This is a genomic window from Exiguobacterium sp. s181 (assembly GCF_018617125.1).
Classification (GTDB): Bacteria; Bacillota; Bacilli; order Exiguobacteriales; family Exiguobacteriaceae; genus Exiguobacterium; species Exiguobacterium profundum.
This window is the reverse complement of record NZ_JACSJM010000001.1, coordinates 154442-166210: the sequence shown is the minus strand read 5'-3', so window position 1 is coordinate 166210 and position 11769 is coordinate 154442. Positions and strand designations below refer to the sequence as shown.

General features: G+C 48.0%; 15 protein-coding genes. 8 read left to right on the top strand and 7 right to left on the bottom strand.

All coding sequences use genetic code 11. The features are described 5' to 3' along the window. Nucleotides 1-158 precede the first annotated feature (158 nt). The 5 genes from amyS to KNO70_RS00975 form a co-directional block, all read right to left on the bottom strand. Nucleotides 159-1700: an alpha-amylase gene (gene amyS / locus KNO70_RS00995; protein WP_370148226.1), complete on the bottom strand. Its 1542-nt coding sequence runs from the start codon at nucleotides 1698-1700 to the stop codon at nucleotides 159-161. Between the two features lie 175 nt (nucleotides 1701-1875). Continuing rightward, nucleotides 1876-2403 carry a DUF2812 domain-containing protein gene (locus KNO70_RS00990; RefSeq protein WP_078147723.1) on the bottom strand — a complete coding sequence of 176 codons (528 nt, stop codon included), beginning with the start codon at nucleotides 2401-2403 and terminating at the stop codon, nucleotides 1876-1878. Continuing rightward, entirely contained in the window at nucleotides 2400-2732 is a 333-nt protein-coding gene (locus tag KNO70_RS00985; protein WP_012727454.1) for a PadR family transcriptional regulator, read from the bottom strand. Before KNO70_RS00985 ends, KNO70_RS00990 begins: the two co-directional genes overlap by 4 nt. Nucleotides 2733-2861: 129 nt before the next feature. After that, nucleotides 2862-3989 carry a YfbR-like 5'-deoxynucleotidase gene (locus tag KNO70_RS00980; protein ID WP_078147724.1) on the bottom strand — a complete coding sequence of 376 codons (1128 nt, stop codon included), beginning with the start codon at nucleotides 3987-3989 and terminating at the stop codon, nucleotides 2862-2864. 11 nt (nucleotides 3990-4000) lie between these two features. Continuing rightward, nucleotides 4001-5020, bottom strand: a complete 1020-nt coding sequence (locus KNO70_RS00975) for an ion channel (protein WP_214810810.1) — start codon at nucleotides 5018-5020, stop codon at nucleotides 4001-4003. Between the two features lie 106 nt (nucleotides 5021-5126). Here KNO70_RS00975 and KNO70_RS00970 point away from each other — a divergent pair, with 106 nt between their 5' ends. From KNO70_RS00970 to KNO70_RS00950, 5 genes are all read left to right on the top strand, one after another. Then, a complete protein-coding gene (locus tag KNO70_RS00970) occupies nucleotides 5127-5585 on the top strand; it encodes a hypothetical protein (RefSeq protein WP_078147726.1) in 459 nt (152 codons plus the stop codon). Further along, on the top strand, nucleotides 5582-5950 hold the full coding sequence (locus tag KNO70_RS00965; RefSeq protein ID WP_078147727.1) for a hypothetical protein: 369 nt from the start codon (nucleotides 5582-5584) through the stop codon (nucleotides 5948-5950). Before KNO70_RS00970 ends, KNO70_RS00965 begins: the two co-directional genes overlap by 4 nt. Beyond that, nucleotides 5947-7176 carry a glutathionylspermidine synthase family protein gene (locus KNO70_RS00960; protein ID WP_214810799.1) on the top strand — a complete coding sequence of 410 codons (1230 nt, stop codon included), beginning with the start codon at nucleotides 5947-5949 and terminating at the stop codon, nucleotides 7174-7176. The genes KNO70_RS00965 and KNO70_RS00960 overlap by 4 nt, the downstream gene beginning before the upstream one ends. After that, entirely contained in the window at nucleotides 7173-7586 is a 414-nt protein-coding gene (locus tag KNO70_RS00955) for a DUF350 domain-containing protein (RefSeq protein ID WP_034770831.1), read from the top strand. The genes KNO70_RS00960 and KNO70_RS00955 overlap by 4 nt, the downstream gene beginning before the upstream one ends. Nucleotides 7587-7656: 70 nt before the next feature. After that, nucleotides 7657-8214: a hypothetical protein gene (locus KNO70_RS00950; protein ID WP_214810797.1), complete on the top strand. Its 558-nt coding sequence runs from the start codon at nucleotides 7657-7659 to the stop codon at nucleotides 8212-8214. 41 nt (nucleotides 8215-8255) lie between these two features. Here KNO70_RS00950 and KNO70_RS00945 read toward each other — a convergent pair whose 3' ends face one another. Next, the gene (locus KNO70_RS00945; protein ID WP_078147730.1) at nucleotides 8256-9356 is read right to left on the bottom strand and encodes a globin domain-containing protein; all 1101 of its coding nucleotides are present in this window, start codon (nucleotides 9354-9356) and stop codon (nucleotides 8256-8258) included. 186 nt (nucleotides 9357-9542) lie between these two features. Between KNO70_RS00945 and KNO70_RS00940 the strand changes: the two genes are divergently transcribed. Then, nucleotides 9543-9983 (top strand): RrF2 family transcriptional regulator, encoded by a 441-nt coding sequence (locus tag KNO70_RS00940; RefSeq protein ID WP_078147731.1) that lies wholly within the window; start codon nucleotides 9543-9545, stop codon nucleotides 9981-9983. A 22-nt stretch (nucleotides 9984-10005) separates the two neighbouring features. Here KNO70_RS00940 and KNO70_RS00935 read toward each other — a convergent pair whose 3' ends face one another. Then, nucleotides 10006-10938 carry a ring-cleaving dioxygenase gene (locus KNO70_RS00935; protein ID WP_214810795.1) on the bottom strand — a complete coding sequence of 311 codons (933 nt, stop codon included), beginning with the start codon at nucleotides 10936-10938 and terminating at the stop codon, nucleotides 10006-10008. A 119-nt stretch (nucleotides 10939-11057) separates the two neighbouring features. On the opposite strand from KNO70_RS00935, the gene KNO70_RS00930 reads away from it, so the two are divergent. Together KNO70_RS00930 and KNO70_RS00925 are read left to right on the top strand one after the other, a co-directional pair. Then, nucleotides 11058-11267: a helix-turn-helix transcriptional regulator gene (locus KNO70_RS00930; protein WP_074035697.1), complete on the top strand. Its 210-nt coding sequence runs from the start codon at nucleotides 11058-11060 to the stop codon at nucleotides 11265-11267. Beyond that, nucleotides 11264-11731, top strand: coding sequence for a hypothetical protein (locus KNO70_RS00925; protein ID WP_074035695.1), 468 nt, complete (start codon nucleotides 11264-11266; stop codon nucleotides 11729-11731). The genes KNO70_RS00930 and KNO70_RS00925 overlap by 4 nt, the downstream gene beginning before the upstream one ends. The last annotated feature ends 38 nt before the right edge of the window (nucleotides 11732-11769 follow it).

Here is an 11769-nt window from a genome sequence, read left to right as displayed (position 1 = left end):
GATAAAACCAACAACCAACGTTGTTCAATGTGAATTCATGGATCGGAAGTATTCCCTATCAAGAATTAACACTAGGTCATTATATCACGTATAAAACTTATGTGGTGAAAATTCAGAAAAAAGACTCGCCCCTATCTTTAGAGACAAGTCTAACTGATTCATTGTTGCGTATAGATGGAAACCGAGCCACCGTTGACGAAGAACTCGCCCCAACCGTCCGCATTGATCGTCACGAGACGTCCGTTATTTCCTGTCATGTCTTTCCACACTTCCCCTGCATTCTGTTTTCCGACATACATCCATTTCGACCCGCCTGATCCGTCCGACAAAATCGTCGCAAGACCAGACTTCGCACGGTCCGTCACCCCTTCACGTGTCCACCCGATGACGTCTTGGTGATTGATGTAATCATGTTGTGTGCCGTAGGCGAAATCTTTACGCGCTTTCAAAATCGGCTGAAGCGACGCTGACATATTCGGGATTTCACGGTTCGTCGTCCCTTTCGTTCCATAATAATCTCCGTAGAAGAGTGCTGGATATCCTTGACCGCGTGTCATGATGGTCGCATAGGCAAGCGGTTTGAACCAATTCGCGACCGTTGATTCCAGTGACTGCCCTGGTTGTGAGTCATGGTTGTCGACAATGGTGACAGCGAGTGTAGGATGCTGCTCGACGACCGTACCTTTTAAAATGTTCCGCATGTCATAGTAACCGCCACCATTCCCTGCCGCTTGGAAATTGTAATGGAGTGGTACATCGAATACGGAATGAGTGTAGCCCGTCTTGGCCAAGTAATCATTGATGGCCCCTAAGTCATTCTTCCAATACTCCGCAACAGTGAACATCTCTTTTCCGGTTGCCTGACGAACACTCGTCACCCATTCCTTTAAGTATGAATGATTGATATGCTTCACCGCATCAAGTCGGAAGCCGTCCAATCCGAGTGAATCTGCGTACCATTTCCCCCAGTTTTTCATCTCCTGACGTACTTCCGGATGCTCAAAATCGACATCGGCGTACATCAAGTAGTCATAGTTCCCGTTCTCACCCGACACTTCACTGTCCCATGCTTTACCCGTGCTCTTGAATTTGTAGATACGGCTCAAACTCCGTGACTGATCCCAATCAGTCCCGTCAAAGTGATACCAACGCCACTTGAACGGGGAGTATGTATTGTTGCGGCCCGCAAAGTTGAATCCCGTCCAGGCAGAAATGGCATATTCCCCAGACGTCTCTTGATTTCGGTTAGAAGGATTGACCTCGACCGCTTGAACGGACTCGGTATAATCCGCTCCGCCTTTATGGTTCATGACGACATCCCCATATACGCCAATCCCTTTCCCGCGTAAGTTGGAGATCGCCGACTGTAGCTGCGCTTTTGTTCCATACTTTGTCCGAGTCGTCCCTTTTTGATTGAACTCTCCTAAATCATACAAATCATAGGCCCCGTATCCAACATCATTTTGAGACGTCCCTTTATACGCCGGCGGAATCCAAACCGTGGAGATCCCGATGTCTTTCAAATGCTGCGAATCATTCGAGAGTCGGTTCCAGTGTTGCCCATCGTTTGGAACGTACCATTCAAAATATTGCATCATCGTACCGTTCTGTGGGGTCGCTGCCTGTGCGACCGGTTGCCCTGAAAGCAGTGCAATCGATGTCACTCCAGCTAGGACAGCAATCCCTTGTCGTTTCTTCAACATCCTTCATTCCTCCTCAAATAGTTAACGAAAACGCTTGCATTAATTATTGTGAAGGATTTTGATTTTGTTGCATAGATAGACACTAAAAAACAGTTCTCTCTCCCTAACTATTTCTCATTCGAATAGTTCAGTCGAACGAAACAAAGACGGATGGCTTGTGCCATCCGCCTAGTCATCCTTCCCGGCTAATTCGTTTGCGTTTGAAACGGTAGCCGATGTACGGAAGTCCTGTAAACACGAGACCGATCGTCACGAGTAGTTGAATCCCAATCAATATTGTCTCGACAACGGTTGGCCAATCAAACTGAAACAACGAAAAGAGGGCAATCCATAAAATACCTAGGATGAGCGCAGCCCTTCCCATCTGACGCTCCATGTCATGATATTTTTCCTCTGTTGTTTCGACATCCGAGTAAATCGGCTTGGCATCTCGATTTCCTTTGAAAATATGAATCTCATCCCCGGTTGATGTGACATGTTCCCACCCGCTCGACGCAAACAGGTCAAAGTAGTCTTCGTCTGGACGAGTACGATAGTCCAAACTATACTGAACGTCTTCCGGTTCCCCTTCAACGAGCGTGTATCCTAGCGGGGCAAACTTCTTCAAATGCCATCCCTTGGCCGCCATTCGTTCTAGTTTCCGCATCTCACGCTCTTCAGCAAACGCCAATCCCCAGCTCGACATATACTTTTGTCTCATCTTGATCCCTCCATATCCAAAATGGCACAGGCATCTTCGACCATCGCCTGTCGTCTCTTCACATCATCCGTTAAAATCGAGCGGCCTTTATTCGTGATTCGATAGTTCTTTTTCTTTCCGTCCCCATCCATCGGTTCAATCAGTTCGGCGTTCAACAACTTTTTGATAATCGTATACATCGAAGCCGGACCAATTTGCATTCGCCCTCGCGTGGTCTCTTCGACAAATTGCATGACTAAATAGCCATGACGTGGCGTCGTGAGCGCCAACAGGATATAAAACATACTATCCGTCAGTTCCCCTAACTCTAATGAGTCCGTTCGCGGCATCTTTCCACCTCCTATATCATTGAATGATATATTTCTTACACTCAATATATATCGTTAAATGATATATGTCAATAAATGATATAAAAAAAGCCGCACCCTTTTAGGTATGCGACTTCAAGATAAACGGTTTTAACTAGTGACATAGTCTAAATCATGCAAGATATACGCCAGGAAGAAAATCATGCTTGGATTCTCATATCGCATCTGGACTTTACGGAGCTGCTCGCGATACGTGACCTCATACTCGGCCCCGTTCATCTTCCGCTCCATGTTCATCTTGATGAGCGCATCAAGCTTGTCCATCATATCGACGAGCATTCCCTCATACGTATCGTCTTTCGAGTCAGCCATATATCGACGGAACGCCGGTTGCATATACTCAGGCAACAGTCCAAGCAGACGTTCACTTTCCGCTCGCTCGTATGCCTCAAACGCAGCCCCCGTCTCTTGCGTCGAATGTTTGACTGGACCGAGCACGTCTCCGGTCACCCCTTCAACTAAATCGTGACAGAGAAGACGAGCCACGAGTTCGGCGACATCGACATCGACGTCGTACTTCTCACGCTCTAAGAGCCCACTGAACATACCGAGCGCGGCAGCCCGGAAACCATGAATCGCATCGTTGTCGTCAATCGTGTTAAAGCGACCTTTCCAGCGACGGACACTATCCATCCGCATGACGTTCTCGATGAATCGCAACACATCCGTTTCTGCCTCGACCTGGTCGAACAGCCAGCGAACCGAATCAATCGGATGATGTCGGAGTGCGGCTTTCATCTCTTCTAGTTTGTCATCAAAGTGCGGAGAGCCGTGCGCGACTTCTCGTCGCACGAACAACATCGCATCGAACGAATCAATCCCGTCCACGATTCGACCTTCGAACGAATCATCTTCCGCTTCCACCACGAAACGATGAAAGTGAGGACGTAATGATTGCGACAGCAGCTCGACAAGACCGAGACTCGCTGTTCGTTCCATACGCTCGATGTGACCGATCAAGGTCGGTTCTTTTTTCGTCCGGTGCATGATCGGACCCGTTTGTACTTCATTCATATCGTGGAAAATGGCTTTCCCGAGCAAATCGAGCAAGTCGACTTCACGCCCGTTCTCTTTTTCCACATAAGCCGCGATCAAGCTGAAGACCGCGACACGAAAGCTGTGACTCGCTGCATTATCATGATAATGGGGAGCATATTCGTCCCATCGTTGCACGTTTTGCATGCGTGTCATCTTTCGGATAAACGTTCCGTTATGCATGGTTTCACTCCTTACGATAATCGTTCAAATACATCGTCATGACAGACGACATATAACATGTCTGTTTCCTGAAGCGGCAAATCGAGCATCGTCGCCACATCCAAGCGGTCATTGACCGCGATGAGTGTCACCCCTGATTCAAGTAACGCTGTATTTGCTTGTCGAACATTCTGCCACTCGACTTTTGGTTTCAACGCTTGAATGTTCCCACCTGACTGTTTGCTCAGCAACTGACGGAAAATTGCTGTCGTTCCAGGTTGTAACGTCGCTTTTGCCATCAAGAGCGAGACCGAGTCGTTCGCTAAAATAAAATCGTCGACGCGGACGTGTTTGAATTTCGAGATATTTCTTTCTTCACACACTTCGACGACCGTGTGCAAGTCCACCTGATACTCAGAAGAGAGTGCCTCGACCGCTGACGCGATCAATAACGACTTCCCATCGGCGAGTAACGTCTCCGTGATACGGGCATCCGCAAAAATCGCGACGCGTCGCGCCTTCAAGATGTTTGCTTGCAGCAATACCGCTTCATCCGAAGCATCGCCTGATACGAAGTGAACTTGATCGTGCACGTACGGTTCCTCAACTAACTGATCAATCAATACGATCTCTGCTTTCGGTTCGTAGTTAAGCACTTCATCGATTGCTTTCTTCGTCTTCGGGGACCACCCGATATACACATAATGTCCTTCTCCACGATACACTAGTCTTCCCTCCCGTTTTAGCCGTTGAAACGTCGCACCGATTTCAACCAATTTTCCAATCAACGCCCCGATAATCCCAATCCCGAATAGGAATAAGAATATCCCGAGCCATCGCCCTGCCACGGAGGATGGATAAAAGTCCCCGTATCCGACGGTCGTCAATGTCGTCATCGTCCACCAGAACGAATCAAACAATGATCTGAATGTCTCTGGTTCTAAAACATAACCGAGCACGGTTCCTAAGATAATGATGCCAATCGAAGCTAAGACGACATTCAAAAATGATAATTTCGCTAACCCTTTCCACACACGAAATAAGATATGCACTGTTTCCCCCTCCTTCTCTCTTATATACTAAACGTAACCACAAAAAGATTCACGAAACCATTTTGATGGTGATTCCGTATAAGAAGAAAAAAGGAAGGACTGACTTATGAACTCCATCGTCTTAGAGTATCGTCTCTATAAAAATGAATTATCGTTCGAACCACTATACCATTACACGTCTCTCGGCTTAGACGAAGTGCTAGCTCGTCGTGAATGTGAGTTTTTCGTCAAAGACGGCATGACCTATAAACAACGCTCATCCGCCTTAGAAGGTGATCAATACTTCTTGATTTATGTCGACCGTTACACAGAAGGACTGATCGACAAACACGAAACGAGTGAGATCAAGGTCGAGATTCGTACACTTGACGACCGTTTTGACAACCCGTTACTCGAGGCCTATTACGTCGACCGTCACCTCGATGCGCTCGCTATGCTCGGGAGCCAGTATTTATATGTCGCCGGCAAAGAATATGAACGCGATTCAGCAGAAACAGATGAAGATCGTGGTGTTTATGTTATCTACGTCACACCGACTGGTTATGAATTGGAGGAATCAACATGAAGACAAGCAAGAAAATTTTAAGCGGACTATCCGTTGCGGTATTGACCACTTCCCTTGCCGCGTGCGGTGGGGATGAATATGAAGAGGCGGCACTCCCGGAAGAACCGACCGGATACGAATGTGACGATTGGGACTGGGATGACGAGACCGAGTCGTATTATTGTGACGACGACCGCTCTCCGCACTATGGTAGCTACTTCTTACTCGGTAGCCTGTTCCGCTCAAAAAATGGATTGAAGAGCTCTTCGTCATATAAGACATACAAAGCCAACGGTGGTGCGACCGGTTCCGTATCGAAAGGCTCTAATTCTGGGTCGTCAAAATCTGGACTCGGCAGTGGCTCTAAAGGTGGATTTGGCGGATGACGCGTGACGAACTTTACAGTCAAATCCCTTATTTTTGGCCCGATTTAAACGATGAAGAATATGCCTTGTACGATTGTTTTGAGATGACCGCCTCGCAGGTTGCCTCTGTCCGAGAGGCAACCGAGGCGGTTGACTCGATTTTTCGGAAGACGAATCAATTGTTACGCACCCTACCTGACGAGACGCTCTTACTGCTTGGTTACCCTGAGGCGAGTCTGCCGTTCTTACGGGAGAAGACGATGCCGCAGGAGACGATCATCGGTCGTTACGATTGGATCATGAAAGACGGTCAACTCAAATTGATGGAGTTCAATGCAGATACGCCGACCTTTATTAAGGAGCTCTTTGACGTGAACGGCGTGGTCGCTTCCGAGTTTGGTCTCCTTGACCCGAACAGAGAAGCCACCGCCCAACTGAAAATTGAGCTGCGGAAAGCGATCGTCGCCGCGTGGAATCGACTCAAACGAGAAGGCACACCAAAAATCGTCTTTACGGCACATGATGATAACATCGAAGACAAATGGACGGCACGATTTCTGCAAGAGACGCTCGATTTACCGTCTGAATTCGTACCGTTGCACGCCCTACTCGTCGACGAAGACGGCGTCTACACACCATCGGGCGAACGGATTGACATCTTGTATCGTCAAACATATCCGATCGAGCATCTTGTGGACGACCGGTCAGCAGACGGAGACTTGATTGGCATTCGGTTACTTGAACTGAACCTGGAAAAGCACGTGTCGCTGCTCAATCCCCTCTCTGCGTTTCTCATGCAATCGAAAGGCGTACAGGCGCTGATTTGGGAATTGTACGAGACCGAGACATTGTTCGATGAAGCCGAGCGCGACATCATCGACACCTATTTTTTACCGACTTACTTAGATGAGACACCGTTTCTTGGCGAATCGGACTATGTCAAAAAGCCGGCATTCGGACGTGAAGGAGACTCCGTCATCTTGTATACGAAAGATGGCCAACCGTTTCACCGGGAAACATTACAAACGTATGCGGAAGAGACGGCTGTGTACCAACAGTTCATCGAACTTCCGAAACGGATGACGACGACCGTCAAGGGTCGCGTCGAGACACATTACATGATCGGATGTTTCTGTTTGAATGGACACCCGTCCGCACTCGGCGTTCGCGCCGGCAGCATGATCACGAACAACCAATCTTACTACTTAGCCGTTGGCACACCTACACAAAAGGAGACGAACTCATGACATTCATCACACTCGATTCAATCTTAAGCTTCCTCGCCCACCTCGGGACAGGATTCGGTCTCATTCTCGCGGGACTCATCATCTTCGCCCTGACGACCAAATATTCAGAACGTAAGTTAATCAAAGAAGGCAACATGGCCGTCGCCTTGAAACTCTGGGGGAAAGCGCTCGGACTTGCCATCGTCATTTATACAGTCTGGGCGAACAGCGTCAACTTGCTCGATGCATTCATCTGGGGACTCGTCGGGATCGCCGCCCAAGTATTGGCGTTCTGGACGTTTGAATACGTCCTTACACCAGGCGTGAACTTAGAAAAAGAAGTCGAGAACGGCAACATGGCTATCGGTTTCAGCTTGTTCGCCGCATCACTCGTCGTCGGCATCATCGTCGCCGCGAGCTTGACGTACTAATTCAAACACCCCATGTACGCATTGGCGAGGCATGGGGTGTTTGTATTTATAAAAGACAGGAGGAACAATCATGTCCAAGCGAATCATCCTACTCACAATCGTCTCCGGTCTCATCGTCGTGTCCATCGCAGTCGGTGTCGGACTGTATACGTACACTAACATTCAGACTGACAAGTCATACGAAAATGCCGAAAAAGAAATGAATCGTTATATCACGATGAATGACTGGTACGCCTATGAATTTCATAATCGGGAAGAGTCGATTCTTTCTTTTTATTCAAACGAAGATCGCTCCGTCATCGGTCTAGCCGAAATCGATGTCACGACAGGAAACTCAGGCTCCGTCACGAAACAAGTGACACCAGACCAACCATTCGATTTTGTTGTGCTTGAAGACGGAGAAACCGAGTATATCGGTGTACGTCTCAATGACCGACCAGAAGAAGTTGTTTACTTACGGTTGAACGGTGACAATTTCTCAAAAGATTTTCTCGTCAACGATCCTGAGAACGAAGGCTACGCCATGACTTATGTCATCGAAACAACAAAACGGTCAGATGGTGTGTGGTCGCTTGAGACGTTGGATGCCAAGAAACAAGTCGTACATTCAAGTGAACTCACGGAATAACCTATATTGTGCATCAGGACGACTTTTTCCAGTCGTCTTTTTTAGTTGGTCGCAAGAACTCCAGACGGTCCGAAAAATTCATATCGTGCCTGTGGAATCACACGTACAACCGTCTCCATCATCGCACTCGGTCCGCACGTATAAACATCATGCCCTTCCACATCAAGTGCTTCAAGGTGTGACTTATTCATGCAACCCGATACGTCATCCACGTGTGTGATGAGTTTAAGCCCTTGATCCACGAGTTCATCGAGTTCGTCTCCGAGCGGACGAAGGTCCATACTCCGAACTGCGTGCAATAACGTGACAGGACGCCCTTGTTCGAGTGCCGTCTTCGCCATGTTGAAGAGGGGCGTGATCCCGATTCCTCCCGCGATAAGTGTGAGCGGACGATCAGACGTTTCAAGGATAAATTCTCCTGCTGGTGCGCTCATCGGGACTTCTGTTCCGATCGTCTGTTCATGGAGCCAGTTTGAGACGAGTCCCTCCGCTTTCGGCGCAATCCAGTAGCCGTCTTCTGTCGTCTCGATGACACTATATTGACGGTGATGTAGGATGTCCTCTCCCGCAATGCGCGCTTGAACCGAGACGTATTGTCCTGGGATGGCTGTGCCAATAACTCCATCTTTCGCGACGAGACGGAATCGTTTCACTTCAGGTGTATCTACTATGATTTCTTCGATGACGAACGGTTTGAATCCGACCCATGGCGCGTCATCATACATTTTTTTCTCGAGTGAGATGAAGACATCGGCAATCACACCGTAAGCTTTTGCCCATGCATCGATGATGTCAGGTGTTGCAGCTTCACCGAGTACGTCTTGAATCGCCGCAAGTAAGTTCTCACCAACGATCGGATAATGCTCCGGTCGGATGTTCAAACTTTTATGTTTATGAAGTGCTGGTTGGATGGCAGGAAGAATCGCTTCGAGTCGGTCGATATGAAGGGCAGCCGCATAAACCGCGTTCGCGAGTGCTTCTGGCTGACGTCCTCGCTTTTGATTCGTATGGTTGAAGAAGTGACGAACTTCTGGATTTTGTTCAAACATTCGTTGATAAAAATGCTTCGTGATTGTCACACCATGTTCTTTCAAAACTGGTGCCGTCGCCTTTATAATCTCAATCGTTTGTTGATCTAACATGTGAATTTCCCCCTTTTGTTTTGTACACGTTCATTATGTGAGACAAGTCACTTTAAAGCAATATATTAAATACTTGTTTAAAGTAGATTTCACGTTTCTGACTTATTTTCGCCATTACCCTTTCACATTTGTTCGAATCGCACTTTTTGGGATTGTCTTGTACAATGAAACGAGAGGTGATGATGGATGAGACTCACGCAAACATGTGACTACGCACTGCGAACGTTGATGTATAGCGCTACGTTTTCACATCGGCTCGTCACGATTCAAGAAGTGGCAGACCAATATAACATCTCCAAAAACCATGTCATGAAGGTCGTATATGAGCTTGGGAAATATGGTTATTTGGAATCGGTGCGTGGTCGAGGCGGCGGCTTTCGACTCGCACGACCGATGGATGACATCAATGTAGGGGAAGTCGTTCGGACGATGGAACCGTTCGAACTCGTGGAATGCTTCGGGGAAGGCCGATGCGTCATCGCACCTGCCTGTGATTTACGAGGTGTTTTGAATGAAGCCATGTTGGCGTTTCTTCATGTACTCGATCGTTACACGATTGCGGATCTCGTCGTCAACCGAACGAACGAACTCGCCATGTTATTAGGCGTACAAAACCCGACGGACTGAAATGGTCCGTCGGGTTTTCCGCTTACAAAGCCTTTAGTTTTGATTCGATTTCTGCTCGCTTTGACTCAAGAAACGGAGGCAAGGCTAATCGTTCTCCGAGTGTCTCAAGCGATTCATCCGTCGCAAATCCCGGTTCATCTGTCGCCAGTTCCACTAAGATTCCGCTCGGTTCGCGGAAGTAAATCGACTGAAAATAGTAACGGTCAATAAGACCAGAGTGGCTGATTCCATGTGCGTCAAGCTTCTCGATCCACTTCGTCATATCGTCTGTTTCTTCCACTCGAATCGCCACATGATGCACACTCCCTCGCCCTGGTCGTTCCGATGGCAAATCCGGCCGATCGACGAGATGAATCTCTGTTGCCACACCACCCTCGCCCGTCTCAAAGACACGCACGTCATGTCCATCCCGTTCAAATGTCGTTACATATCGATAGCCAAGAACTTCTGTCAGCACCCGTGCCGTCTTGTCAATCCGCCGTACCGTCCATTCACTGAATCCGAGACCGAAGATACCGAGGTCCGTTGGCACTGGACCTTTGCTCCAAGGTGTCCCGCTCCCTCCTTCTACAAGACAGAGACGTTGACCCTCATGATCTTCGAACGAAAGGGTCGCCCTTCCTAAAACCGACTCGATTTCTCCGTAAGATACATCGAACGCGTCAAAACGCTCCTGCCAGTACGCGAGCGCTCCATCCGGCACCCTGAGTGCTGTCCGGGAAATACTGCTTGACCCTCGATACGTCTGTCCGAGAAACGGTAACTCAAAGAACGTCAAATCGGTTCCAGGCGTACCCATCTCGTCTGCATAGAACAAGTGATACATCGATGGGTCATCCTGGTTAACCGTCTTTTTGACGAGCCGCATCCCTAGTATTTCCGTGTAGAATCGCAAGTTCTTCTTAGCATCCCCGGTCATCGCTGACACGTGATGTTGTCCACTAATCATCTTCATCCCTCATCTCCCCTTTCGACTATATCGTTATTGTATCATCCCCAAATGAGTAAAGTCCTCTTTACATTATGTGAAGTTTGTTTTACACTAATGGTAGAAACTAGAAATGAGGTGGCACGATGCCATTAGTCAACCGCGTGAAAGAACTGCGTGCCCGGCACCAGTTAACCCAAGGCGACCTGGCCGAAAAGGTCGGTGTGACGAGACAGACGATTATCTCGCTCGAGAAAGGCAGCTACACACCGTCACTCATGCTGGCGATGCACATCGCACGGGTGTTCGAGGAACCGGTCGAATCTATATTCACAATCGAGGAGGAAAGAAAATGAAACACGTTGTCGTTCAGTCTATTTCCAGCATCATCCTGTATGTCCTGATGGCATTTCTATTCAGCTCATTTTTATCCGATGTGTCGAAGACCGTCAGCGAGTCTGACCGATTCTTAGTTGAATTCAATCTGCTTCCCCTACTTTTACTTGTTGTTTTTGGCATTGTTTGGACAGTCTATTCGTTTAACTCCCGGCCGAACAAGCAGTTGAGCTTCACTCAATGGTCTGTCCGCATGACTGAATTTAGTGAAGTCGATGAGCGTGAACAAATCATCACAGTGAAAGCGACAAAAGCGGCATACATCTCGTTCGGCATCTCCGTTCCTATTTTTATGGGGTCGTTTATGTTCTATCCGTTGTTTGAAGATACACTTCCCGCCTATCCGATCTATGCACTCGCTTCAACGCTTATCATCGCGACACTCGTCTATATGACGACTTGGATTCGCGGTTATCGACATTAAGGAATTCATCACGAATTCCTTTTTTTGTGTCCATTTTT

Bases quoted from the DNA above. Each gene is read 5' to 3' on its own strand.
- KNO70_RS00990 (WP_078147723.1), bottom strand. From the start codon at position 2,403: ATGAGACAAAAGTATATGTCGAGCTGGGGATTGGCGTTTGCTGAAGAG.
- KNO70_RS00985 (WP_012727454.1), bottom strand. From the start codon at position 2,732: ATGCCGCGAACGGACTCATTAGAGTTAGGGGAACTGACGGATAGTATG.
- KNO70_RS00980 (WP_078147724.1), bottom strand. From the start codon at position 3,989: ATGCATAACGGAACGTTTATCCGAAAGATGACACGCATGCAAAACGTG.
- KNO70_RS00970 (WP_078147726.1), top strand. From the start codon at position 5,127: ATGAACTCCATCGTCTTAGAGTATCGTCTCTATAAAAATGAATTATCG.
- KNO70_RS00965 (WP_078147727.1), top strand. From the start codon at position 5,582: ATGAAGACAAGCAAGAAAATTTTAAGCGGACTATCCGTTGCGGTATTG.
- KNO70_RS00960 (WP_214810799.1), top strand. From the start codon at position 5,947: ATGACGCGTGACGAACTTTACAGTCAAATCCCTTATTTTTGGCCCGAT.
- KNO70_RS00955 (WP_034770831.1), top strand. From the start codon at position 7,173: ATGACATTCATCACACTCGATTCAATCTTAAGCTTCCTCGCCCACCTC.
- KNO70_RS00950 (WP_214810797.1), top strand. From the start codon at position 7,657: ATGTCCAAGCGAATCATCCTACTCACAATCGTCTCCGGTCTCATCGTC.
- KNO70_RS00945 (WP_078147730.1), bottom strand. From the start codon at position 9,356: ATGTTAGATCAACAAACGATTGAGATTATAAAGGCGACGGCACCAGTT.
- KNO70_RS00940 (WP_078147731.1), top strand. From the start codon at position 9,543: ATGAGACTCACGCAAACATGTGACTACGCACTGCGAACGTTGATGTAT.
- KNO70_RS00935 (WP_214810795.1), bottom strand. From the start codon at position 10,938: ATGAAGATGATTAGTGGACAACATCACGTGTCAGCGATGACCGGGGAT.
- KNO70_RS00930 (WP_074035697.1), top strand. From the start codon at position 11,058: ATGCCATTAGTCAACCGCGTGAAAGAACTGCGTGCCCGGCACCAGTTA.
- KNO70_RS00925 (WP_074035695.1), top strand. From the start codon at position 11,264: ATGAAACACGTTGTCGTTCAGTCTATTTCCAGCATCATCCTGTATGTC.